Genomic DNA, 23474 nt, shown 5'->3' with positions numbered 1-23474 from the left:
CCAGCGCGCTGGCGATTCAAATATATAAACAACAACCCCCACGCAGATCGATTAATCTTGCAACCCCCGGACTTCCTCGGTTCACTTGGTACGGCAGGAGGGGGCAGGTCACCCCCAAAACGGATGGTTATTCGCTTAATGACCAGCAAAGAAAGAAACTTCTCGCTTTGTATGAGCACTGCGAAAAACCGGTATTGGATGGTATTCGGTGGTGCAGGATCGGTGCGTCGGGACTTCTGAGTGAAGACGAGCTCAGAGAATTTGAGTCGCAAAAGACGCGAGTTGCGAAAGACCTGGAAAAGGAGGCGAACGTCGGCAATGCCTCAGCATGACCGACATTCCTTCAGAATAATTCTTCAGTCCGCCACGTCCTCGATCACCAGCTTGCGGTACTTCTGGCCGTACGAGATCGGCGCGTCCTTCAGGATCTCCATCACGCGGTGGCCGTCGTCGCCGCTGGGGGCATGCACCATCAGCGCGTGGTGGCCCTTGCTCGCGAATTCGGCGAACTGGCGCACGGTGTCGGCCTCGGTGCCGGCCGAGGGCAGCGGAATGTCAGCATTGCCGACCGAGCGCACGATCTGCTCCTGGAAGATGCTGGGCGTCAGCAGCGAGATGGTGTCGCCGGCAATGCCTGCGTCCTGCAGGCTGCTGGCGGCCTGCTGGGCGTCGTTTTCGGTCGGGAACATCAGCACCATGTAGCCGGTGGGATAGAACACGCCGCCCATGGTGGTCATGCTGGATTCGAGCTGGAATGGTTTCATCGGATCTCCTTTCCCGACATTAAGGCCCCAAGTCCCGCAACGGCGTGTCGGCCTGCTGAAGACAGGGATGTAGGAGAGCCTTCCGCCACGCGCACGCTACAGTCGTGGCCGTGATGCACCCAGAGACTTCCCCCAGCCCCTGGCGCCTGAGCGTGGCCCCCATGATGGACTGGACCGACCGCCACTGCCGCCACTTTCACCGGCTGCTGAGCCGCCATGCGCGCCTGTACACCGAGATGGTGACCACCGGCGCGCTGCTGCACGGCGACGTGCAGCGCCACCTGGACTTCGACGCTGGCGAGCATCCGGTGGCGCTGCAGCTGGGCGGCAGCGAGCCCGACGCGCTGGCGCATTGCGCGAAGCTGGGTGCGCAGTGGGGCTACGACGAGATCAACCTCAACTGCGGCTGCCCCAGCGAACGCGTGCAGCGCGGCGCCTTCGGCGCCTGCCTGATGGCCGAGCCGCAGCTGGTGGCGGACTGCGTCAAGGCGATGGTGGATGCGGTGGCGATACCTGTCACGGTGAAGCACCGCATCGGCATCGACAAGACCGAGAGCTACGGCTTCGTGCGCGACTTCGTCGGCACGGTGGCCGAAGCCGGCTGCTCCGTGTTCATCGTCCACGCCCGCAACGCGTGGCTGAAAGGCCTGTCGCCCAAGGAGAACCGCGAGGTGCCGCCGCTGCGCTACGAGCTGGTGCACCGGCTCAAGGCCGAGTTTCCGCACCTTGTCATTTGCACCAACGGCGGCATCACCACCGATGCGCAGGTGGCGGCCGAGCTGACGCAGGTCGACGGCGTGATGGTCGGCCGCGAGGCGTACCACAACCCCTGGTGGCTGGCCCGCTGGGATGCGGGCTTCTTCGGCGATCACGGCGGCGATGGCGAAATCGCCCTGGAGCGCGAAGCGGTCGAGGAGCAGATGGTGCGCTACATGGAGCGGGAGGCCGCGCGCGCCGGCGTGCCCTGGCACGCGATTGCCCGGCACATGCTGGGCCTGTACAACGGGCTGCCCGGCGCGCGCCGCTGGCGGCAGGTGTGGAGCGACCACAAGCTCAAGGGCGTGCCGCCCGCGCAGGTAATGGCGCTCGCGCACGCACGCGGCGAGCGGCTGGCCGCCTGACCGGAGCGGGCGGGCAGAGGGCAGGGTTTGCCTCTGGGCATGCCCAGTCAAATGCTTTAAACTTAAAATATCGAGGTTTGGAGTAACCATGAACATCGTCTGCATCGGCGGTGGCCCGGCCGGCCTGTATTTCGCGCTGCTGATGAAGCAGCAGGACCCCAGCCACCGCATCCGCGTGGTCGAGCGCAACCGGCCGTACGACACCTTCGGCTGGGGCGTGGTGTTCTCCGACCAGACGCTGGGCAACCTGCAGCAGGCCGACCCGACAACGGCCGGCGAGATCCTCGGCGCGTTCAACCACTGGGACGACATCGAGGTCAACATCCGCGGCCGCAAGGTGCGCTCGGGCGGCCACGGCTTTTGCGGCATCGGGCGCAAGCGCCTGCTCAACATCCTGCAGCGGCGCTGCGAGGAATTGGGCGTCGAGCTGGTGTTCGAAACCGACGTGCAGGACGACACGCAGTACCCCGACGCCGACCTCATCATCGCCAGCGACGGCCTGAACAGCCGCATCCGCGCCAGGTACGCCGCTACCTTCCAGCCCGACATCGACATGCGCGAGTGCCGCTTCGTCTGGCTGGGCACGCACAAGCGCTTCGAGGCCTTCACCTTCGCCTTCGAGGAAACGCCCTGGGGCTGGTTCCAGGCGCATGCCTACCAGTTCGACGGCGACACCTCCACCTTCATCGTCGAGGCGCCGGAAGACACCTGGAAGGGCGCCGGGCTGGACACGATGGACAAGGAAGACGCCATCGCCTTCTGCGAGAAGCTGTTCGCACCCTACCTGGACGGCAACAAGCTGATGTCCAACGCCTCGCACCTGCGCGGCTCGGCGCAGTGGATCAAATTCCCGCGCGTGATCTGCAAGACCTGGGTGCACCGCAACGCCGCAGGCACGCCCGTAGTGCTGATGGGCGATGCGGCGCACACCGCGCACTTTTCCATCGGCTCGGGGACCAAGCTCGCGCTGGAGGATTCGATCGAGCTGGCGCGGGTGCTGAAATCCGTTCTTTCCCCCGTTCGGGCTGAGCCTGTCGAAGCCTGTCCTGAGCAAGGTCGAAGTGCCCTTCGACAAGCTCAGGGCGAACGGGTGGGGCAAGCAGGTGAACGAGTGGGGCTGGAGCAGGCGCTGCAAAAATACGAGGAAATCCGCAGCATCGAAGTGCTGAAGATCCAGAACGCGGCGCGCAATTCCACCGAGTGGTTCGAGAACGTCAAGCGTTATGCCAGCCTGCCGCCCGAGCAGTTCGCCTACTCGATGCTCACGCGCAGCCAGCGCATCAGCCACGAGAACCTGCGCCTGCGCGACCGCGGCTACGTGGAGCAGTACGAGGACTGGATCGCCGAACGCTGCGGCACGCCGCGCGCCGCGCAGCGCCAACCGATCCCGCCGATGCTGACGCCGTTCACCCTGCGCGGCGTGACGCTGGCCAACCGCGTGGTCGTCTCGCCGATGGCGCAGTACTCCTGCGTGGACGGCCTGCCCGCCGACTACCACCTGGTGCACCTGGGCGCGCGCGCCATGGGCGGCGCCGGCATGGTGATGGTGGAGATGACCTGCCCCACGCCCGACGCGCGCATCACGCCCGGCTGCCCCGGCCTGTGGAGCGAACAGCAGCGCGACGGCTTCAAACGCATCGCCGATTTCGTGCACGCCAACAGCGGCGCGAAGATCGCCCTGCAGCTGGGCCACGCCGGCCCGAAGGGCTCGACCCGCGTGCCGTGGGAAGGCGAGGACCTGCCGCTGGAGCAGGGCAACTGGCCGCTGATTTCCGCCTCGCCGCAGCAGTACCTGGACGGCGTGAGCGACTGGTCGCGCGCCATGACGCGCGAGGACATGGACCGCGTGCGCGACGACTTCGTGCGCAGCACCCAGCTCGCGGCCGAGGCCGGCTTCGACTGGCTGGAGCTGCACTGCGCGCACGGGTACCTCCTGTCCGGCTTCATCTCGCCGCTGACCAACCAGCGCACCGACGACTATGGCGGCTCGCTGGAGAACCGTTTGCGCTATCCGCTGGAAGTGTTCCACGCCATGCGCGCGGCGTGGCCGCAGAACCTGCCGATGTCGGTGCGCATCTCCGCGCACGACTGGGTGGAAGGCGGCATCACGCCGGACGACGCTGTGGAGATCGGCCGCGCCTTCAAGGCGGCCGGCGCCGACATGATCGATTGCTCTTCCGGCCAGGTGAGCAAGAAGCAGCAGCCAGTGTACGGCCGCATGTACCAGACGCCGTTCGCCGACCGCATCCGCAACGAGGCCGGCATCGCCACCATCGCCGTGGGCGCGATCTCCGAGGCCGACCACGTCAACAGCATCATCGCCGCCGGCCGCGCCGACCTCTGCGCCATCGCGCGGCCGCACCTGGCGAACCCGGCATGGACGCTGCTGGAAGCCGCGAAGATCGGCTACACCGAGCTGCCGTGGCCCCGGCAATACCGGTCTGCCAAGACCCAGCTCGAACGCAACCTCGAACGCGAAAAGACGCTTGCAGCGCAGGAGACGAAAATTGAGCGATTCAACTGAAGACCGCGTGGACCCTGCGCTGGCCGCCGGCAACCGCCGGCAGCTGGCGGGCTATCGCGCGCAGCATTTCGCCTGGGAGGTGTCGGGCGCCGTCGGCACAGTCACGCTGAACCGGCCCGAGCGCAAGAACCCGCTCACCTTCGACTCCTATGCCGAACTGCGCGACCTGTTCGGCCAGCTGAAGTACGCCACCGACGTGAAGGCGGTGGTGGTCACCGGCGCGGGCGGCAACTTCTGCTCGGGCGGCGACGTGCACGAGATCATCGGTCCGCTGGTGCGGCTGGAAGCGCCCGAGCTGCTGATGTTCACGCGCATGACGGGCGACCTGGTGAAGGCCATGCGCGCCTGCCCGCAGCCGATCGTGGCGGCAATCGACGGCGTGTGCGCCGGCGCCGGCGCGATCGTGGCGATGTCCTCGGACCTGCGCTATGGCACCGCCCGCAGCAAGACCGCCTTCCTGTTCAACCGCGTGGGCCTGGCCGGCTGCGACATGGGCGCCTGCGCCATGCTGCCGCGCATCATCGGCCAAGGGCGCGCCAGCGAGCTGCTGTACACCGGCCGTTCGCTGGGCGGCGAGGAGGCCGAACGCTGGGGCTTCTTCAACCGACTGTGCGCGCCCGAGAACGTGCTGGCCGAGGCGCAGGCCATGGCGGCCGAACTGGCGCAGGGCCCGAGCTTCGCCAACGGCATCACCAAGACCATGCTGCACCAGGAATGGGCCATGACCATCGAGCAGGCGATCGAGTCCGAAGCGCAGGCCCAGGCCATCTGCATGCTCACCGAGGATTTCAAGCGCGCCTACAACGCCTTCGTGGCCAAGCAGAAGCCGAAGTTCGAAGGCAACTGATGGAGCAAGCCATGGAACACCGCCGCCATCTCGACTGGCCCTTCTTCGCGCCGCGCCACCGCGAACTGGCGATTGCGCTGGACGACTGGGCCGCGCAGCACATCAGCCATGCGCACGGTCCCGACGTGGACGAGGAATGCCGGCAGCTGGTGCGCTCCCTCGGCGCTGCCGGCTGGCTGCGGCACGCCGTTGATTTGACTTCCGTTTGCTCTGAGCGTGATCCCACCCCCGTTCGCCCTGAGCTTGATGCCACCTCCGTTCGCCCTGAGCCTGTCGAAGGGCCTGTGCTGGCGGGGCTTCGACAGGCTCAGCCCGAACGGGGAAACGAACGGGAAAATGAACGAGGTGAAATCGACACCCGCGCCATCTGCCTGATCCGAGAGACGCTGGGACGGCACAGCGGCCTGGCCGACTTCGCCTTTGCGATGCAGGGCCTGGGTTCGGGCGCCATTAGCCTGCAGGGCACGCCGGACCAGAAGGCACGCTACCTGCCGCGCGTGGCCAAGGGCGAAGCCATCGCCGCCTTCGCGCTGTCCGAACCGGAAGCGGGCTCCGACGTCGCCGCCCTGCAATGCAAGGCGCACATCGAGGGCGACCATGCGGTGCTGAACGGCGAGAAGACCTGGATCTCCAACGGCGGCATCGCCGACTTCTACGTGGTGTTCTGCCGCACCGGCGAAGCGCCCGGCGCACGCGGGATTTCCGCTTTCATCGTCGATGCCGGCACGCCGGGCTTCGAGATCGCCGAGCGCATCGACGTGATCGCGCCGCACCCCCTGGCGCGGCTGCGCTTCACCGACTGCAAGGTGCCGCTGGGCCAGCGCATCGGCGCGCCGGGCGAGGGCTTCAAGGTGGCGATGCGCACGCTGGACGTGTTCCGCACCTCGGTGGCCGCCGCCGCGCTGGGCTTCGCCCGCCGCGCATTGGACGAAGCCCTGCGCCGCGCGACCACGCGCAAGATGTTCAACCACACCCTGGCCGACTTCCAGATCACGCAGTCCAAGCTGGCCGAGATGGCCACCACCATCGACGGCGCCGCGCTGCTGGTCTACCGCGCTGCCTGGCAGCGCGACCAGGGGCTGGGGGTGACGCGCGAAGCCGCCATGGCCAAGCTGGCCGCCACCGAGGGCGCGCAGCGGGTCATCGACGCGGCGGTGCAGATGTTCGGCGGGCAGGGCGTGGTCAGCGGCGAGCCGGTGGAGCAGCTCTACCGCGAAATCCGTGCGCTGCGCATCTACGAGGGAGCGACCGAAGTGCAACAACTCATCATCGCGCGCGATCTGCTCAAGGCGGTCGGCGCAACCGGAGCATCGAAATGACCCATCAGGCAATCCTGCCCGAAGGCTGGCCGCGTCCCAAGGGCTATGCCAACGGCGTGGTGGCGCGCGGGCGCATGCTGTTCATCGCCGGCACCATCGGCTGGGACGCGCAGGAGCGCATCGTCAGCGACGATTTCGGGGCTCAGGCGCGTCAGGCCCTGGACAATGTCGCGCAGGTACTTCGGGCGGCGGGCGGAAAGCCCGAAAATATCGTCCGCATGACCTGGTACGTGACCGACAAGCGCGAATACCTGGCCGCGGCACGCGAGATCGGCCAGGCCTTTCGCGAGCTCATCGGCTGCTACGACATCGCCATGACGGCGGTGGAGGTCAAAGCGCTGATCGAGGACCGCGCCAAGGTCGAGATCGAAGCCACGGCGGTGTTGCCGGACTGAAGGAAAGACGAAGACCATGGCCTCCAAAGCATCATTCAACTGGGCCGATCCCCTGCTGCTGGACTCCCAGCTCAGCGACGACGAGCGCGCGGTGCGCGAGGCCGCGGCGGCCTACTGCCAGGAGCGCCTGGTGCCGCGCGTGCTGGAGGCCTTCCGCCACGAGAAGACCGACGCGTCTATCTTCCGCGAGATGGGCGAACTGGGCCTGCTGGGCCCGACCATCCCCGAGCAGTACGGCGGCGCGGCCCTCAATTACGTGTGCTACGGCCTGATCGCGCGCGAAGTGGAGCGGGTGGACTCGGGCTACCGCTCGATGATGAGCGTGCAGTCGTCGCTGGTGATGGTGCCGATCAACGAATTCGGCAACGAGGCCACCAAGCAGAAATACCTGCCCAAGCTCGCCACCGGCGAGTGGATCGGCTGCTTCGGCTTGACCGAGCCGAACCACGGCTCCGACCCCGGCAGCATGATCACGCGCGCCCGCAAGGTGGACGGCGGCTACAAGCTCGCCGGCAGCAAGATGTGGATCACCAACAGCCCGATCGCCGACGTGTTCGTGGTCTGGGCCAAGGACGACGAAGGATCGATCCGCGGCTTCGTGCTGGAAAAAGGCTTCAAGGGACTGAGCGCGCCCAAGATCCAGGGCAAGGTGGGCCTGCGCGCCTCCGTCACGGGCGAGATCGTGATGGAAGACGTGTTCTGCCCCGAGGAGAACGCATTTCCCGACGTGCGCGGCCTGAAGGGCCCGTTTACGTGCCTGAACTCGGCGCGCTACGGCATCGCGTGGGGCGCGCTGGGTGCGGCGGAAGACTGCTGGCACAAGGCGCGCCAGTACGTTCTTGACCGCAAGCAGTTCGGCAAGCCGCTGGCGGCCAACCAGCTGGTGCAAAAGAAGCTGGCCGACATGCAGACCGAGATCGTGCTGGGCCTGCAGGGGTGCCTGCGCCTGGGCCGCATGAAGGACGAGGGCACGGCGGCGGTCGAGATCACCAGCATCATGAAGCGCAACTCGTGCGGCAAGGCGCTGGACATCGCCCGCGTTGCGCGCGACATGCTGGGCGGCAACGGCATCAGCGACGAATTCGGCGTCGCGCGCCACCTGGTGAACCTGGAGGTGGTGAACACCTACGAGGGCACGCACGACGTGCATGCGCTGATCCTGGGGCGGGCGCAGACGGGGATTTCGGCGTTCTGAGGGACAGGCCTGCCGTCAGGTGGGCTTGTTGATCAGGTCTTTTAAAGCGGCCATGTGCCGCTTTTCTTCTGCGGCGATCCAGAGCGCGAGCGTCTCTTTAGAGGGTGTGTGATCCCAATCCACCTCGGCAAGTTTTTGCCTTGCACCATTCAGTACTTCGGTATGGGTCGGCAGCAGGCGCAGAGAAACGGATTGGGTAAAGTTTCTTGAGACGTGTTCTCTTGTACGGAACTGAGCAAACTCCACTCTCGTCTCAATTTCTCCCGCACTGCCTATCTTTGCAGCTGCGCGTTGCATCATGTCGTCCAGAGTTCCGCCGGCCGCCCCGTTGACTAATATATGCGCATGTCGCTTCAGGTAAAACGTCTCAAACGCTGTTGATCGACGCAGAAACTCGGTGATGAGTGGCTCTATCCACGCAACCCAAGCGGCTTCGGCAATAGTCTTATCCCGCAGGACGTTGACCTTCTGCTCCTGCGCCTGGAACTGCTGCTTCAACAGTGCCAGTTCCTTCGCCACGTCATCCGGCTCCTCGACGCTCTCCCCACGCGCGCCACGGATCATTAAGTCCAGCGACTCCAGCAGCCGCTGCGCGATGTACTCCGCGAACGCCGCGGGATTTCCCGCATCCGCCAACCTCAGTGCCGCGAAGTAAGTGTCCTTCTCCTGCGTCTTGACGATCACCGGCGGATAGCTGCCCATCATCAGGATGAAGTTGCCCAGCAGCCGCGCCACGCGTCCATTCCCATCCGAAAACGGATGGATGCGCGTGAAGCGGTGGTGGAAGACGCTGGAGAGCTCGATCGCGTCCGTCGTTCCCGCATTGGCCGAATACCAGTCCAGCAGTTCGCGCATGTGGATCGGCGTGTCCATGGGGCTGGAGAAAAAGAGCGTTTCGCCGGTCGCCGTTTTCACGTGGTTGGGTGAAGTCTTGTACCGACCGACTTCCACCCGGATGTGTGTTGGTCTGCCGTCGGCTGTGACGGCTTCGATCTCGTGGTCTTCCTTCAGGATCAGTTGATGCAACTGGCGGACCACGCTCTCGGTCAGCGGCTCGCGCTTGCGGACCAGGTCCTCAATCCACAGTACCGCCTCGTGGTGGCCGGTGATCTCGAAGTGGTCCTTGAGCGGCTTGCCCTGCGCCGTCAGCCCGTGCAGGATCAGCGCCTTGGTTTCTCCGTAGGAGAGCGAATTGCCTTCCAGGTGATTGGAGTGGAAATCCCATTCCAGCCGCAGCTTCTGCAGGATGCGCTCTTCCTGGTCGGGCGCAAGCGGGCGATAGCCATCGAGCTCCGCCTTCTTCCGCGCGCACTGTTCAAGAAGATTTTCCATGGTGCCAGCACTGTAGCGGCTACGCCGCCGCCTGCAGCCCATTCCTGAAATGCTCGCGCACCCGCAGCACCGCTGCCGACGCATCCCGCCGCGCGATCGCATCCATGATCGCCCGGTGCTCCGCCAGCGACTCCTCGACCCGCCCCTCCTTGAGCAGCGAGTTGTGCCGATTGAGCTTCATCACCTTGCGCAGATCGGCCACCAGCTGATTGCGCCAGCGGTTGGCGGCGATCTCCAGCAGGCGCATGTGGAAGCGCTCGTTGATCACGAAGAATTCGTCGCGGCGGTCGACCGCGGCTTCCAGCTGCGCGTGCAGCTGCCGCAGTTCGTCGATCTGGACGTCGGTGGCACTGGCGGCCACCACGCCGGCGGCGTCGCTTTCCAGCAGCGAGAGCAGGTGGTACACCTCGCTCAGGTCACGCTCGGACACCTCGGTCACGTAGGCGCCGCGGCGCACCTTCATGGTGACCAGCCCCTCGGCCGCCAGCACCTTCAGCGCCTCGCGCAAAGGCGTCCGGCTGATGCCGTATTCTTGCGCCAGCTTCACCTCGTCGATCCATGCGCCCGGCTCCAGTTCGCGCCGGAAGATCCTCTGGCGCAGCAGTTCCGCCACCTCTTCGTAGAGGGCGCGCGGTGCGAGCGTGAGGGCAGACATGGGACGGCATTCTAAAGGTCAGTTATCAATAATTATGTATGATTCGGCCATCACAGGAAACGCCATGAGCCAAGCCGCGCCCGAATTCCAACCCGCGAGCCTCGACGACTGGGCCAAAGCCGCCGCCAAATCCGCGCCCAAGGGTGTGCAGTCGCTGGACTGGATCACGCCCGACGGCATTGCCGTGAAGCCGCTGTACACCGCGCAGGACCTGCAGGGCCTGCCGCACACCGACTCCCTTCCCGGCTTCGAACCCTACATCCGCGGCCCGCAGGCCACCATGTACGCGGTGCGGCCCTGGACCATCCGGCAGTACGCGGGCTTCTCCACGGCGGAAGAATCGAATGCGTTCTACCGCAAGGCGCTGGCCGCGGGCGGGCAGGGCGTGTCCGTGGCGTTCGACCTGGCCACTCACCGCGGCTACGACAGCGACCATCCGCGCGTGCTGGGCGACGTCGGCAAGGCCGGCGTCGCCATCGATTCGGTGGAGGACATGAAGGTGCTGTTCGACGGCATCCCGCTGGACAAGGTGTCGGTGTCCATGACCATGAACGGCGCTGTGCTGCCGGTGCTGGCCGGCTACGTGGTGGCTGCCGAGGAGCAGGGCGTCGCGCAGAACCAGCTGTCAGGGACCATCCAGAACGACGTCCTCAAGGAGTTCATGGTCCGCAACACGTACATCTATCCGCCGGAACCGTCGATGCGCATCGTGGGCGACATCATCGCGTACACGGCGCAGAAGATGCCGAAGTTCAACTCGATTTCCATCTCCGGCTACCACATGCAGGAAGCCGGCGCCAACCAGGCGCTGGAGCTGGCCTTCACCCTGGCCGACGGCAAGGAGTACGTGAAGACGGCGATGGCTAAGGGCCTGGACGTGGACGCCTTCGCCGGGCGGCTGTCGTTCTTCTGGGCCATCGGGATGAACTTCTATCTCGAGATCGCCAAGATGCGCGCGGCGCGCCTCTTGTGGTGCCGCATCATGAAAGACTTCGGCGCCAAGAGTCCCAAGAGCCTGATGCTGCGCACGCACTGCCAGACCTCGGGCTGGTCGCTGACCGAGCAGGACCCCTACAACAACGTGGTGCGCACCACCATCGAAGCCATGGCCGCGGTGTTCGGCGGCACGCAGAGCCTGCACACCAACAGCTTCGACGAAGCGATCGCGCTGCCGTCGGAAACGTCGTCGCGCATCGCGCGCAACACGCAGCTGATCATCCAGGAAGAGACGCACATCACGAATGTGGTCGACCCCTGGGCCGGCAGCTACATGATGGAGAAGCTCACGCAGGACATGGCGGATGCGGCCTGGACCATCATCGAGGAAGTGCAAGCCATGGGCGGCATGACGCGCGCCGTGGATTCGGGCTGGGCCAAGCTGAAGATCGAAGCGGCGGCGGCGGAGAAGCAGGCGCGCATCGACTCGGGCAAGGACGTGATCGTCGGCGTCAACAAGTACCGGCTGGCCAAGGAAGACCCGGTGCAGATCCTGGAAGTGGACAACGTGCGGGTGCGCGACCAGCAGATCGAGCAGCTGAAGAAGATTCGCGCCACGCGCGACGGCGCCAAGGTGCAGGCTGCGCTGGAGGCGCTGACCGCAGCCGCCCAGGACGGCACCGGCAACCTGCTTCAGCTCTCCATCCAGGCGATGCGTCTGCGCGCGACGGTGGGCGAGGTGAGCGACGCTTTGGAAAAAGTCTTCGGGCGCCACCGCGCCGATACGCAGAAGGTGACCGGTGTGTACGCGGCAGCTTACGACTCGGCCGAGGGCTGGGACAAACTGAAGACCGAGATCGCGGAGTTTGCCGAACAGCAGGGCCGGCGCCCGCGCGTAATGGTCGCCAAGCTGGGCCAGGACGGCCACGACCGCGGCGCCAAGGTGGTGGCCACCGCTTACGCCGATCTCGGCTTCGACGTCGACATCGGCCCGCTGTTCCAGACCCCCGAGGAGTGCGCCCGCCAGGCCATCGAGAACGATGTGCACGCGGTGGGCATCAGCACGCTGGCGGCGGGCCACAAGACGCTGGTGCCGGCGATCATCGAAGAACTGAAGAAGCAGGGCGCCGACGACATCATCGTGTTCGTCGGCGGCGTGGTGCCGCAGCAGGACTACGCGTTCCTGTACGACGCCGGCGTGAAAGGCATCTACGGCCCCGGCACCCCGATCCCGGCCAGCGCGAAGGACGTGCTGGAACAGATCCGCAAGGCGCAGGCGTGAACTGCAGCGCATTCGTTGGGGCTGAGCCGCCCCCCGTGGGGGCTGAGCCGCTCTCCGTTCGGGCTGAGCTTGTCGAAGCCCTCACCCAGAGCCCTTCGACAAGCTCAGGGCGAACGGTGGTTGTTCTCTCCGTTCCGACCGAGTTCTCATCCGTTCGGGCTGAGCCTGTCGAAGCCCTGCGTGCACAGTGAAGCCCTTCCACGTCTACCTGCTCCGATGCGGTGACGGCTCGTACTACGCGGGCCACACCGACGCCATAGAAGTGCGCATGCAGCAGCACTTCGAGGGCGTGATCGGGTACACATCCACGCGCAAGCCGGTGGAGCTTGTGTGGCAAGGTGAGTTCGAGTCGCGCGAGGGTGCGCTGGCGTTCGAGCAGCAGATCAAGGGATGGTCGCGGGCGAAAAAGGAAGCACTGATTGCGAGGGATTGGGACCGCGTTCAGGAATTGGCGCGGACTCGCTCGGGCCCTTCGACAAGCTCAGGGCGAACGGGGGTTGTGCCAGGGCAAACGGGGGTTGTCCCGGGGCGAACGGAGCTTGGTCGGGCCTTGGAATTAACCACATCCATCCTCGGCTCGACCGGCCCGCAGCAGCGCCGCGCCATGGCCAAGGCCATCACGCTGCTCGAATCCACCCGTGCCGACCACCGCGCGCAGGCCGATGAACTGCTCACCAGCTTGCTGTCGCACACCGGCAAGTCGTTCCGACTGGGCATCAGCGGCGTGCCGGGCGTCGGGAAGAGCACTTTTATCGAGGCGCTGGGCCTGTATCTCATCGCGCAAGGGCATCGCGTCGCGGTGCTGGCGGTTGATCCGTCTTCCAGCGTTTCGGGCGGCTCCATCCTGGGCGACAAGACGCGCATGGAGCATCTGTCGGTGCACGAGCGCGCCTACATCCGCCCCAGCCCGTCCAGCGGCACGCTGGGCGGCGTGGCCGAGAAGACGCGCGAGTCCATGCTGGTGTGCGAGGCCGCCGGCTACGACGTGGTGATCGTCGAGACCGTCGGCGTCGGCCAGAGCGAGACCGCGGTGGCCGGCATGACCGACATGTTCGTGCTGATGCAGCTGCCCAATGCCGGCGACGACCTGCAGGCCATCAAGAAGGGCGTGATGGAGCTGGCCGACCTGGTGGTCATCAACAAGGCCGATATCGACCCCGACGCCGCCATGCGCGCCCAGGCGCAGATCACCAGCGCGCTGCGCCTGCTCGGGCTGCACGGGCGCGCGGAGCATGCGCACCACGATCCCGACATCTGGCACCCCGAAGTCGTGCGGCTGAGCGCGCTGAAAGTGCAGGGCGTGCAAGCGTTCTGGGACGCGGTGTCGCGCTTCCGCCAATTGCAGGAGCGCAACGGCAAACTCGCGGCGCGCCGCAGGCACCAGGCGCGTGCCTGGATGTGGGAGCGCATCGAACACGGATTGAAGCAGGCGTTCCGCCAGCACCCGGCAGTCAAGGAATTGCTGCCGCGGCTCGCGCACGAGGTGGAGCACGGGCAGCTGCCCGCGTCCACCGCCGCGCGCCAGCTGCTGAACGCCATGGAGCAACCCATAGGGACATAAAACGGAGAGCAACCCAACATGCAAGACATCCTCGAGCAACTGGAAAACAAGCGCGCCGCGGCGCGCCTGGGCGGCGGCACCAAGCGTGTCGAAGCGCAGCACAGGAAGGGCAAGCTCACGGCGCGCGAGCGCATCGAGCTGCTGCTGGACGAGGGCACGTTCGAGGAATGGGACATGTTCGTCGAGCACCGCTGCACCGACTTCGGCATGGAGGACAACAAGATCCCCGGCGACGGCGTGGTCACCGGCTACGGCACCATCAACGGCCGCATGGCCTTCGTCTTCAGCCAGGACTTCACCGTGTTCGGCGGCGCGCTGTCGGAAGCGCATGCCGAAAAAATCTGCAAGGTGATGGACCAGGCCATGAAGGTCGGCGCGCCCGTCATCGGCCTGAACGATTCCGGCGGCGCGCGCATCCAGGAAGGCGTGGCCTCGCTGGGGGGCTATGCCGACGTGTTCCAGCGCAACGTGATGGCCTCGGGCGTGGTGCCGCAGATCAGCATGATCATGGGCCCGTGCGCCGGCGGCGCCGTGTACTCGCCGGCCATGACCGATTTCATCTTCATGGTGAAGGACAGCTCGTACATGTTCGTCACCGGCCCCGAGGTGGTGAAGACGGTGACGCACGAGGAAGTCACGGCCGAGGAACTGGGCGGCGGCATCACGCACACCACCAAGAGCGGCGTGGCCGACCTGGCGTTCGAGAACGACGTGGAGGCGCTCTTGATGCTGCGCCGCCTGTACAACTACCTGCCGCTGAACAACCGCGAAAAAGCGCCGGTGCGACCCAGCCACGATCCGGCCGACCGCATGGACATGTCGCTGGACACGCTGGTGCCGGAGAACCCGAACAAGCCCTACGACATGAAGGAGCTGATCGCCAAGACGGTGGACGACGGCGACTTCTTCGAGCTGCAGCCCGAGTACGCCAAGAACATCATCATCGGCTTCGCCCGCATGGAAGGCCAGAGCGTGGGCATCGTTGCCAACCAGCCGCTGGTGCTGGCCGGCTGCCTGGACATCCGCAGCAGCATCAAGGCGGCGCGCTTCGTGCGCTTTTGCGACGCCTTCAACATCCCGGTGGTCACATTCGTCGACGTGCCGGGCTTCATGCCGGGCACCAGCCAGGAGTACGGCGGCATCATCAAGCACGGCGCCAAGCTGCTGTACGCGTATGCCGAATGCACCGTGCCCAAGATCACGGTGATCACGCGCAAGGCCTACGGCGGCGCCTACGACGTGATGAGCTCCAAGCACCTGCGCGGCGACGTGAACCTGGCCTGGCCGCACGCCGAGATCGCGGTGATGGGCGCCAAGGGCGCGGTGGAAATCATCTTCCGCGAGGACAAGAACGACCCCGTCAAGCTGGCCGCCCGCGAAGCGGAATACAAGGCGCGCTTCGCCAATCCCTTCGTGGCCGGGGCGCGCGGCTTCATCGACGACGTGATCCTGCCGCACGAAACCCGCAAGCGCATCTGCCGCTCGCTGGTGATGCTGCAGAGCAAGAAGATCGAGAACCCGTGGCGCAAGCACGGGAACATTCCGCTGTGACGCGCCAGGGAGACAAGAACATGTTCACCAAAATCCTGATCGCCAACCGCGGCGAAATCGCCTGCCGCGTCATCAAGACCGCCCGCAAGATGGGCATCAAGACCGTGGCCGTGTATTCCGAGGCCGACCGCGACGCGCGGCACGTGCTGCTGGCCGACGAGGCCGTGCTGCTCGGCCCGGCGCCCAGCCGCGAGAGCTACCTGGTGGCCGACAAGATCATCGCCGCCTGCAAGCAGACCGGCGCCCAGGCCATCCACCCCGGCTACGGCTTCCTGTCGGAGAACGAGGAGTTCGCGCGCCGCGTGGAGGAAGAGGGCCTCGTCTTCATCGGGCCCAAGCACTATTCCATCGCCGCCATGGGCGACAAGATCGCCTCCAAGAAGCTGGCCAAGGAAGCGCGCGTCAACACCATTCCGGGCTGGAACGAGGCGATCGAAACGGCGGAGCAGGCCGTGTCGATTGCCAAGGACATCGGCTACCCGGTGATGATCAAGGCCTCGGCCGGCGGCGGCGGCAAGGGCCTGCGCGTGGCCTTCAACGACAAGGAAGCGTTCGAGGGCTTCACCTCGTGCCGCAACGAGGCGCGCAACAGCTTCGGCGACGACCGCGTGTTCATCGAGAAGTTCGTCGAGGAGCCGCGCCACATCGAGATCCAGGTGCTGGGCGATTCGCACGGCAGCGTGATCTACCTGAACGAGCGCGAGTGCTCGATCCAGCGGCGCCACCAGAAGGTGATCGAGGAGGCGCCGTCACCCTTCATCAGCGAGGCGACGCGCAAGGCCATGGGCGAGCAGGCCGTGGCGCTCGCGAAAGCCGTGAAGTACCAGAGCGCGGGCACGGTGGAGTTCGTGGTCGGCAAGGACCAGAGCTTCTTCTTCCTGGAGATGAACACCCGCCTGCAGGTGGAGCACCCGGTCACCGAGTGCATCACCGGGCTGGACCTGGTGGAGCTGATGATCCGCGTGGCCGCCGGCGAGAAGCTGCCGCTCACGCAGGCCGAGGTGAAACGCGACGGCTGGGCCATCGAGTGCCGAATCAACGCCGAGGACCCGTTCCGCGGCTTCCTGCCGTCCACCGGCCGGCTGGTGCGCTTCCAGCCGCCCAAGGAATCGATGTGGGCTTCGGACACCGAGCACCTGCACGGCGTGCGCGTGGACACCGGCGTGGCCGAGGGCGGCGAGATCCCGATGTTCTACGACTCGATGATCGCCAAGCTCATCGTGCACGGCACCGACCGCGACGACGCCATCGCCCGGATGCGCGAGGCGCTCAATGGCTTCGTGATCCGCGGCGTGTCCAGCAACGTGCCGTTCCAGGCCGCGCTGCTGGCGCACCCCGATTTCCAGGCTGGCGACTTCAACACCGGCTTCATCGCCGAGCACTACGCGCACGGCTTTCGTGCCGAGGACGTGCAGCACGACGACCCGGATTTCCTGGTGGCGCTGGCGGCTTACGTCAACCGGCGCACCTTGCAGCGCTCGGCCGGCATCGCCGGCCAGCTGCGCGGCCACGAGTTCAAGGTGGGCGAGGAGTTCGTGGTGGTCCAACTCGGCGTGGAAGGCAAGAACAGCCGGCAGCCGGCGCACGTGAGCGACTTCCAGGCGGTGAGCGGCTCCAGCGTGGTGGAAACCAACGGCAAGCGCTACGAGATCTGCAGCCCCAAGTGGCACCTGGGCGGCGCGCGCATCCGCGGCACCAGCAACGGCACGCCCTTCAACGCGCAGATCGAGCGCGGCGCGTTGCGCAACCCGCTGGGCTTCGCGCTGTCGCACAACGGCACGCGTATCGACGCGCTGGTGCTCACGCCGCGCGCGGCCGAGCTGCACACCCTCATGCCGTACAAGGCGCCGCCGGACATGAGCCGCTTCCTGCTGTCGCCCATGCCCGGCCTGCTGGTGGACGTGGCGGTGCAGCCCGGCCAGAAGGTGCAGGCCGGCGAGCGGCTGGCGGTCATCGAAGCGATGAAGATGGAGAACGTGCTGTTCGCCGCCGCCGACGGCGTGGTCGGCAAGGTGCTGGCCGGCAAGGGCGAGTCGCTCGCGGTCGACCAGCCGATCCTGGAGTTCGCGTAAACGAGATCCTGGAGTTCGCGTGACCGATCCTGGAGTTCGCCTAAAGATCCGTTCGGGCTGAGCCTGTCGAAGCCCCGCAAGCGCGCCCTTCGACAGGCTCAGGGCGAACGGGTAGGCGGGCGAACGGTAGCTGGAGAAACCAATGCAAAGACCTTTCAAAATTCTCGGCATCCAGCAGGTCGCCATCGGCGCGCCCGACAAGGAGCGGCTGAAGACGCTGTGGGTCGACCTGTTCGGCCTGGAGGTCACCGGCAACTTCCGCAGCGAGCGCGAGAACGTCGACGAGGACATCTGCGCCATGGGCGCCGGTCCGTTCAAGGTCGAGGTAGACCTGATGCAGCCGCTGGACCCCGAGAAGAAGCCGGCGGTGCACACCACGCCGCTCAACCATATCGGCCTGTGGATCGACGACCTGCCGCGCGCCGTGGAATGGCTCGGCGGCAAAGGCCTGCGCTTCGCGCCGGGCGGCATCCGCAAGGGCGCGGCGGGCTTCGACATCTGCTTCGTCCACCCCAAGGGGAACGAGGAATTTCCGGTCGGCGGCGAGGGCGTGCTGATCGAGCTGGTGCAGGCGCCGCCCGAGGTGGTGAAGGCGTTCGCCGCGCTGGCCGTGGCACCGTCCTGATGCTCTGCTGACGCGTTTTACAAACGCCCCGATGTCCCCAGCCTTGCAAGGCTGCGCGACAGGCGTAGACTGGCCCCGGGCCACCATAGGCCCGACTTTGCTGCCGGGCCCTGGGAGGCCGGTGGCTGGCCAAAGGAGACAAACGCCTTGCAGCCGACCGACATCGCGGATCCCGCGTACTTCCACAAAGTCGTGGATTGCCAATGGGCCTGCCCCGCCCACACCCCCGTTCCCGAATACATCCGCCTGATCGCGCAGGGCCGCTACAGCGACGCCTACATGGTCAACTGGGCGTCCAACGTGTTCCCGGGCATCCTCGGGCGCACCTGCGACCGGCCCTGCGAGCCGGCCTGCCGGCGCGGTCGCGTGGAGGAGAACAACGGCGAAAAGCCCGAGCCGGTGGCCATCTGCCGCCTGAAGCGCGTGGCTGCCGACCACAAGGACGACGTGGCGCACCGCATGCCGGCCATCGCGCCGCGCAACGGCAGGCGCATCGCCTGCGTCGGCGCCGGGCCGTCCTCGCTCACCGTCGCGCGCGACCTCGCGCCGCTGGGCTACGAGATCACCGTGTTCGACGGCGAGGCCAAGGCTGGCGGCTTCATGTGGACGCAGATCCCGCGCTTTCGGCTGCCCGAGTCGGTGATCGACGAGGAGACCGGCTACATCCTCGACATGGGCGTGAACTTCGTCAGCGGCAAGCGCATCGACTCCATGCAGGCGCTGATGGACGAGGGCTACGACGCCGTCTTCATCGGCTGCGGCGCGCCGCGCGGGCGCGACCTGGACATCCCGGGCCGGCAGGAAGCGGCGGCGAACATCCACATCGGCATCGACTGGCTGGCCTCGGTGTCGTTCGGCCACGTCACCAAGGTCGGCCGGCGCGTGATCGTGCTGGGCGGCGGCAATACCGCCATGGACTGCTGCCGCTCGGCGCGGCGCCTGGGCGGCGACGACGTGAAGGTCATCGTGCGCAGCGGCTTCGAGGAGATGAAGGCCTCGCCGTGGGAGAAGGAAGATGCCATGCACGAAGGCATTCCGTTCATCAACTACCACGTGCCCAAGGCCTTCGTGCACGAGGGTGGGCAGCTCACCGGCATGACCTTCGAGGTGGTGCGCGCCGAATACGACGCCAAAGGCCGCCGCAACCTGGTGCCCACCGGCGAGCCGGACGTGTTCTTTGCCTGCGACGAGGTTCTGATCGCCGTGGGCCAGGAAAACTCCTTCCCCTGGATCGAGCGCGACTGCGGCATCGCCTTCGACAAGTGGGGCCTGCCGGTGCTCAACGACAAGACCTTCCAGTCCAGCGTGCCCACCGTGTTCTTCGGCGGCGACGCGGCGTTCGGCCCCAAGAACATCATCACCGCCGTGGCGCATGGCCACGAGGCCGCGGTGTCGATCGACCGCTTCCTGAACGGCGAGGACGTCGCCATGCGGCCGTCGCCGCTGACCAACCTGGTGTCCCAGAAGATGGGCATCCACGAGTGGAGCTACGACAACGACACCTCCAACGACGAGCGCTTCAAGGTGCCATGGGCCAAGGCGGAAATCGCGCTGGCCAGCATCAAGGTGGAGGTGGAACTGGGCTTCGACGCGGCCACCGCGTTCAAGGAGGCGCAGCGCTGCCTGAACTGCGACGTGCAGACCGTGTTCACGCAGACCGCCTGCATCGAGTGCGACGCCTGCATGGACATCTGCCCGACCGACTGCATCTCCTTCACCGGCAACGACGAGGAGACGCGGCTGCGCCAGCACCTGAAGGCACCGGCGCTGAACCTGGCGCAGGATTTGTACGTATCCGGCGGCCTGAAGACCGGCCGCGTGATGGTGAAGGACGAGGACGTGTGCCTGCACTGCGGCCTGTGCGCCGAGCGCTGCCCCACGGGGGCGTGGGACATGCAGAAATTCCTGCTGAACATGGCGCACGCGGGAACTTCCGTTCGGGCCGAGCCCTCCGTTCGCCCAGAGCCCTCCGTTCGGGCTGAGCTTGTCGAAGCCCTTCGACAAGCTCAGGGCGAACGGCGATCGGGAGCCGCGGCATGAACGCCCCCGAGCAGATGCGCCCGCCGGAGCCGATCGAAGCGGTCAACGACTTCGTGGTCAAGTTCGCCAACGTCAACGGCTCTGGCTCGGCGTCGGCCAACGAGCTGTTTGCCAAGGCCATCCTGCGCATGGGCGTGCCGGTGAGCCCGCGCAACATCTTCCCCAGCAACATCCAGGGCCTGCCCACCTGGTACGAGGTGCGGGTGAGCGAGCGCGGCTGGCTGGGCCGGCGCGGCGGCGTGGACATGATGGTGGCGATGAACCCGCAGACCTGGGACGCCGACGTGGCCGAGATCTCGCCGGGCGGCTACCTGTTCTACGACAGCACGCGGCCGCTGCCGGCTTCGCGCTTTCGCGACGACGTGCACGTGATCGGCATGCCGCTCACCGAAATCTGCAACGCCGTCTACACCGATCCGCGCCAGCGCCAGCTGTTCAAGAACATCATCTACGTGGGCGCGCTGTCGGTGCTGCTGGACATCGACCCGGACGTCATCGAGAAGCTGTTCGGCGAGCAGTACAAGGGCAAGGAAAAGCTGCTGGCCTCCAACGTGCGCGCGCTGCACCTGGGCCGCGACTTCGCCGCGGAGCACCTGCGCCAGACGGTGGGCCTGAAGGTGCGCCGCGCCGACGCGGTGGGCGAGCGCATCTTCGTGGACGGCAACGCGGCGGCGGCGCTGGGCTGCGTGTACGGCGGCGCAACCGTTGCCGCCTGGTACCCGATCACGCCGTCGTCTTCCGTGGCCGAGGCGTTCCAGAAATATTGCGCCAAGTTCCGCGTCGACCCCGACACCGGGCAGAACCGCTACGCGATCGTGCAGGCCGAAGACGAGATCGCCTCCATCGGCATGGTGGTGGGCGCGGGCTGGAACGGCGCGCGCGCCTTCACCGCCACCTCGGGCCCGGGCGTATCGCTGATGACCGAATTCATCGGCCTGGCGTACTTCGCCGAGATCCCGGTGACCATCATCAACGTGCAGCGCGGCGGCCCGTCCACCGGCATGCCCACGCGCACCCAGCAGGCCGATATCCTGTCGTGCGCCTATGCCTCGCACGGCGACACCAAGCACGTGCTGCTGTTCCCGGAAGACCCGCACGAATGCTTCGAGCATGCGGCTTCCGCGCTGGACCTGGCCGACCGGCTGCAGACGCCGGTGTTCCTGATGACCGACCTGGACATCGGCATGAACCAGCGCCTGTGCCGGCCGTTCGCCTGGGACGAGAGCCACGGCTACGACCGCGGCAAGGTGATGACCGCCGAGGAGCTGGAAGCCGGCAAGGATTTCGGCCGCTACAAGGACGTGGACGGCGACGGCATCCCCTGGCGCACGCTTCCCGGCACGCACCCCACCAAGGGCAGCTACTTCACCCGCGGCACCACGCGCGACCCGTACGCGCGCTACTCGGAGCGCGGGCCCGACTACATCTACAACATGGAGCGGCTGCTCAAGAAGTTCCAGACCGCCGCTGGCCTGCTGCCGCAGCCGGTGGTGCGCGTCGCGCAGCAGCCGACCGAACTGGGCGTCATCTACTTCGGCTCCACCAGCCCGGCGATGGAAGAGGCTCTGGAGCTGCTGGCCGCGCAGGGCATCCACGTCGACGCGATGCGGCTGCGCGCCTTCCCCTTCCCGGACAGCGTGCCGCAGTTCCTGGCGGTGCACCAGCGCGTGTTCGTGGTGGAGCAGAACCGCGACGCGCAGATGCGCAGCCTGCTGGTCAACGAACTGGAGGCCAACCCCGCGCAACTGACCAAGGTGCTGCACTACGACGGCACGCCGATCACCGCGCGCTTCATCGCCGGCGCCATCGCGGCGCACCTGCAGGCGAACATCGCCACGGCCAAGGAGACCGCATGACCTACATCGCCAAGCCGCGGCTGCACCACCCGACGCTGCAGACCAACAAGGTCGGCTACACCCGGCGCGACTACGAAGGCAAGATTTCCACGCTGTGCGCCGGCTGCGGCCACGACTCGATCTCGGCGGCCATCATCCAGGCCTGCTGGGAACTGGACATCGAGCCGCACCGCGTGGCCAAGCTCTCGGGCATCGGCTGCAGTTCCAAGACGCCCGACTATTTCCTGGGCGCTTCGCACGGCTTCAACACCGTGCACGGCCGCATGCCCTCGGTGCTGACCGGCGCCAACCTGGCCAACCGCGCGCTGCTGTACCTGGGCGTGTCGGGCGACGGCGACTCCGCCTCCATCGGCCTGGGCCAGTTCGCGCACGCCATGCGGCGCGGCGTGCGCATGGCCTACATCGTGGAGAACAACGGCGTCTACGGCCTCACCAAGGGCCAGTTCTCGGCCACGGCGGATGCCGGCTCCAAAAGCAAGAAGGGCGTGATCAACAGCGACAGTCCGGTGGACCTGGTCGGCATGGCGCTGCAGCTGGGCGCCACCTACGTGGCGCGCAGCTTCTCCGGCGCCAAGGAGCAGCTGGTGCCGCTGATCAAGGGCGCCATCAGCCATGGCGGCGCGGCCTTCATCGACGTCATCAGCCCCTGCGTGGCATTCAACAACCATCCGGGCAGCACCAAGAGCTACGACTATGTGCGCGAGCACAACGAGGCGGTCAACCGCATCGACTTCATCACGCCGCGCGCCGAGATCACGGCCGATTCGGCGCCGGGCGAAGTGGTGGAAGTGCGCCAGCACGACGGCACGCTCTTGCGCCTGCGCAGCCTGCACAGCGGCTACGACCCGACCGACCGCAACGCCGCCTTCAACCACATGCACGCGCACCAGGCGCGCGGCGAGGTGCTGACCGGGCTACTCTACGTGGACCCGCTGGCCACCGACCTGCACACCGCAATGAACACCAGCGCGCGGCCGCTGAACGCGCTGGAAGCGCGCGATCTGTGCCCCGGCGCCTCGGCGCTGGACAAGCTCAACGCGTCGCTGCGCTGAGCCGGCCGGGCGCCGGCGCGACCTGTCCCTTCAGCGCTGCTTGTCCGTCGGCTTCTGGTCCAGCACCTGGCGGATGCGCGCCGCCAGGTAGCGCCGCGCCGGCTCGCCCGAGCGCAGCGAGCCGGGCATCACCACGTCGGTGAACAGCAGATCCACCTGCGCGACGCGCATCGGCATAACGCGCGAATTCCTCGACCACGTGTTTCGACCTGTTCACGCAGGCCGGGCGCGGCCTGGCCCGCTCGCAAGGCGGCCTCGGCATCGGCCTGACCATCGTGCGGCGGCTGGTGGAGCTGCACGGCGGCACGGTGGGCGCCGGCAGCCCCGGCCCCGGCCCCGGCCCCGGC

The 23474-nt window shown here is 66.7% G+C and carries 20 protein-coding genes and 1 pseudogene; 17 read left to right on the top strand and 4 right to left on the bottom strand.

Going from position 1 to position 23474, the window contains the following annotated elements; translation table 11 throughout:
• Positions 1-332, top strand: a 332-nt coding sequence (locus H0U68_RS19505; protein WP_296358564.1) for a hypothetical protein, incomplete at its 5' end; no start/stop codon positions are given.
• Between the two features lie 24 nt (positions 333-356).
• Here the strand turns inward: H0U68_RS19505 and H0U68_RS19500 are convergent.
• Entirely contained in the window at positions 357-764 is a 408-nt protein-coding gene (locus H0U68_RS19500; RefSeq protein ID WP_296358563.1) for an RNA-binding protein, read from the bottom strand.
• Between the two features lie 113 nt (positions 765-877).
• Between H0U68_RS19500 and dusA the strand changes: the two genes are divergently transcribed.
• The 6 genes from dusA to H0U68_RS19470 all read left to right on the top strand — a co-directional run bounded on the left by dusA (position 878) and on the right by H0U68_RS19470 (position 8165).
• The gene (gene dusA / locus H0U68_RS19495) at positions 878-1885 is read left to right on the top strand and encodes a tRNA dihydrouridine(20/20a) synthase DusA (RefSeq protein ID WP_296358567.1); all 1008 of its coding nucleotides are present in this window, start codon (positions 878-880) and stop codon (positions 1883-1885) included.
• 88 nt (positions 1886-1973) lie between these two features.
• Complete coding sequence (locus tag H0U68_RS19490) at positions 1974-4409, top strand: bifunctional salicylyl-CoA 5-hydroxylase/oxidoreductase (RefSeq protein WP_296358562.1); 2436 nt, start codon at positions 1974-1976, stop codon at positions 4407-4409.
• Positions 4393-5256: an enoyl-CoA hydratase family protein gene (locus H0U68_RS19485; RefSeq protein WP_296358561.1), complete on the top strand. Its 864-nt coding sequence runs from the start codon at positions 4393-4395 to the stop codon at positions 5254-5256. The genes H0U68_RS19490 and H0U68_RS19485 overlap by 17 nt, the downstream gene beginning before the upstream one ends.
• Before the next feature lie 11 nt (positions 5257-5267).
• Positions 5268-6575 (top strand): acyl-CoA dehydrogenase family protein, encoded by a 1308-nt coding sequence (locus H0U68_RS19480; RefSeq protein WP_296358560.1) that lies wholly within the window; start codon positions 5268-5270, stop codon positions 6573-6575.
• Positions 6572-6970, top strand: a complete 399-nt coding sequence (locus H0U68_RS19475) for a RidA family protein (protein WP_296358559.1) — start codon at positions 6572-6574, stop codon at positions 6968-6970. The genes H0U68_RS19480 and H0U68_RS19475 overlap by 4 nt, the downstream gene beginning before the upstream one ends.
• Before the next feature lie 16 nt (positions 6971-6986).
• Positions 6987-8165 carry an acyl-CoA dehydrogenase gene (locus H0U68_RS19470; RefSeq protein ID WP_296358558.1) on the top strand — a complete coding sequence of 393 codons (1179 nt, stop codon included), beginning with the start codon at positions 6987-6989 and terminating at the stop codon, positions 8163-8165.
• 15 nt (positions 8166-8180) lie between these two features.
• Here the strand turns inward: H0U68_RS19470 and H0U68_RS19465 are convergent, their stop codons facing one another.
• Positions 8181-9497 (bottom strand): Fic family protein, encoded by a 1317-nt coding sequence (locus H0U68_RS19465; protein WP_296358557.1) that lies wholly within the window; start codon positions 9495-9497, stop codon positions 8181-8183.
• A gap of 19 nt (positions 9498-9516) precedes the next feature.
• Positions 9517-10152: a GntR family transcriptional regulator gene (locus H0U68_RS19460; RefSeq protein ID WP_296358556.1), complete on the bottom strand. Its 636-nt coding sequence runs from the start codon at positions 10150-10152 to the stop codon at positions 9517-9519.
• 64 nt (positions 10153-10216) lie between these two features.
• Between H0U68_RS19460 and scpA the strand changes: the two genes are divergently transcribed.
• From scpA to H0U68_RS19415, 9 genes and pseudogenes are all read left to right on the top strand, one after another.
• Positions 10217-12370 carry a methylmalonyl-CoA mutase gene (scpA, locus tag H0U68_RS19455; protein ID WP_296358555.1) on the top strand — a complete coding sequence of 718 codons (2154 nt, stop codon included), beginning with the start codon at positions 10217-10219 and terminating at the stop codon, positions 12368-12370.
• A gap of 187 nt (positions 12371-12557) precedes the next feature.
• Positions 12558-12767 (top strand): annotated as a pseudogene (locus H0U68_RS19450) (GIY-YIG nuclease family protein); the annotation flags it as partial.
• A gap of 153 nt (positions 12768-12920) precedes the next feature.
• Positions 12921-13931, top strand: a complete 1011-nt coding sequence (gene meaB / locus H0U68_RS19445; protein ID WP_296358566.1) for a methylmalonyl Co-A mutase-associated GTPase MeaB — start codon at positions 12921-12923, stop codon at positions 13929-13931.
• 18 nt (positions 13932-13949) lie between these two features.
• Positions 13950-15482, top strand: a complete 1533-nt coding sequence (locus tag H0U68_RS19440) for an acyl-CoA carboxylase subunit beta (RefSeq protein WP_296358554.1) — start codon at positions 13950-13952, stop codon at positions 15480-15482.
• Between the two features lie 20 nt (positions 15483-15502).
• A complete protein-coding gene (locus H0U68_RS19435; protein WP_296358553.1) occupies positions 15503-17554 on the top strand; it encodes an acetyl/propionyl/methylcrotonyl-CoA carboxylase subunit alpha in 2052 nt (683 codons plus the stop codon).
• A 142-nt stretch (positions 17555-17696) separates the two neighbouring features.
• On the top strand, positions 17697-18179 hold the full coding sequence (locus H0U68_RS19430; protein WP_296358552.1) for a VOC family protein: 483 nt from the start codon (positions 17697-17699) through the stop codon (positions 18177-18179).
• Positions 18180-18326: 147 nt separating this feature from the next.
• The gene (locus tag H0U68_RS19425; RefSeq protein WP_296358551.1) at positions 18327-20219 is read left to right on the top strand and encodes an FAD-dependent oxidoreductase; all 1893 of its coding nucleotides are present in this window, start codon (positions 18327-18329) and stop codon (positions 20217-20219) included.
• The gene (locus H0U68_RS19420; protein WP_296358550.1) at positions 20216-22075 is read left to right on the top strand and encodes a 2-oxoacid:acceptor oxidoreductase subunit alpha; all 1860 of its coding nucleotides are present in this window, start codon (positions 20216-20218) and stop codon (positions 22073-22075) included. The genes H0U68_RS19425 and H0U68_RS19420 overlap by 4 nt, the downstream gene beginning before the upstream one ends.
• On the top strand, positions 22072-23127 hold the full coding sequence (locus tag H0U68_RS19415) for a 2-oxoacid:ferredoxin oxidoreductase subunit beta (protein WP_296358549.1): 1056 nt from the start codon (positions 22072-22074) through the stop codon (positions 23125-23127). Before H0U68_RS19420 ends, H0U68_RS19415 begins: the two co-directional genes overlap by 4 nt.
• A gap of 30 nt (positions 23128-23157) precedes the next feature.
• On the opposite strand, the gene H0U68_RS19410 is transcribed toward H0U68_RS19415, so the two are convergent.
• Entirely contained in the window at positions 23158-23304 is a 147-nt protein-coding gene (locus H0U68_RS19410) for a hypothetical protein (RefSeq protein WP_296358548.1), read from the bottom strand.
• 32 nt (positions 23305-23336) lie between these two features.
• Here H0U68_RS19410 and H0U68_RS19405 point away from each other — a divergent pair.
• Positions 23337-23474 (top strand): ATP-binding protein (locus tag H0U68_RS19405; protein WP_365732214.1); only part of this gene is annotated, 138 nt, incomplete at its 3' end.

Source organism: Ramlibacter sp. (assembly GCF_013697775.1).
Lineage (GTDB): Bacteria > Pseudomonadota > Gammaproteobacteria > Burkholderiales > Burkholderiaceae_C > Ramlibacter.
The sequence above is the reverse complement of the archived record's forward strand: the minus strand, read 5'-3'. Positions and strand labels throughout refer to the sequence as shown.

Bases quoted from the DNA above. Each gene is read 5' to 3' on its own strand.
- H0U68_RS19500 (WP_296358563.1), bottom strand. From the start codon at position 764: ATGAAACCATTCCAGCTCGAATCCAGCATGACCACCATGGGCGGCGTG.
- dusA (WP_296358567.1), top strand. From the start codon at position 878: ATGCACCCAGAGACTTCCCCCAGCCCCTGGCGCCTGAGCGTGGCCCCC.
- H0U68_RS19490 (WP_296358562.1), top strand. From the start codon at position 1,974: ATGAACATCGTCTGCATCGGCGGTGGCCCGGCCGGCCTGTATTTCGCG.
- H0U68_RS19480 (WP_296358560.1), top strand. From the start codon at position 5,268: ATGGAACACCGCCGCCATCTCGACTGGCCCTTCTTCGCGCCGCGCCAC.
- H0U68_RS19475 (WP_296358559.1), top strand. From the start codon at position 6,572: ATGACCCATCAGGCAATCCTGCCCGAAGGCTGGCCGCGTCCCAAGGGC.
- H0U68_RS19470 (WP_296358558.1), top strand. From the start codon at position 6,987: ATGGCCTCCAAAGCATCATTCAACTGGGCCGATCCCCTGCTGCTGGAC.
- H0U68_RS19465 (WP_296358557.1), bottom strand. From the start codon at position 9,497: ATGGAAAATCTTCTTGAACAGTGCGCGCGGAAGAAGGCGGAGCTCGAT.
- H0U68_RS19460 (WP_296358556.1), bottom strand. From the start codon at position 10,152: ATGTCTGCCCTCACGCTCGCACCGCGCGCCCTCTACGAAGAGGTGGCG.
- scpA (WP_296358555.1), top strand. From the start codon at position 10,217: ATGAGCCAAGCCGCGCCCGAATTCCAACCCGCGAGCCTCGACGACTGG.
- H0U68_RS19440 (WP_296358554.1), top strand. From the start codon at position 13,950: ATGCAAGACATCCTCGAGCAACTGGAAAACAAGCGCGCCGCGGCGCGC.
- H0U68_RS19435 (WP_296358553.1), top strand. From the start codon at position 15,503: ATGTTCACCAAAATCCTGATCGCCAACCGCGGCGAAATCGCCTGCCGC.
- H0U68_RS19430 (WP_296358552.1), top strand. From the start codon at position 17,697: ATGCAAAGACCTTTCAAAATTCTCGGCATCCAGCAGGTCGCCATCGGC.
- H0U68_RS19420 (WP_296358550.1), top strand. From the start codon at position 20,216: ATGAACGCCCCCGAGCAGATGCGCCCGCCGGAGCCGATCGAAGCGGTC.
- H0U68_RS19415 (WP_296358549.1), top strand. From the start codon at position 22,072: ATGACCTACATCGCCAAGCCGCGGCTGCACCACCCGACGCTGCAGACC.
- H0U68_RS19410 (WP_296358548.1), bottom strand. From the start codon at position 23,304: ATGCCGATGCGCGTCGCGCAGGTGGATCTGCTGTTCACCGACGTGGTG.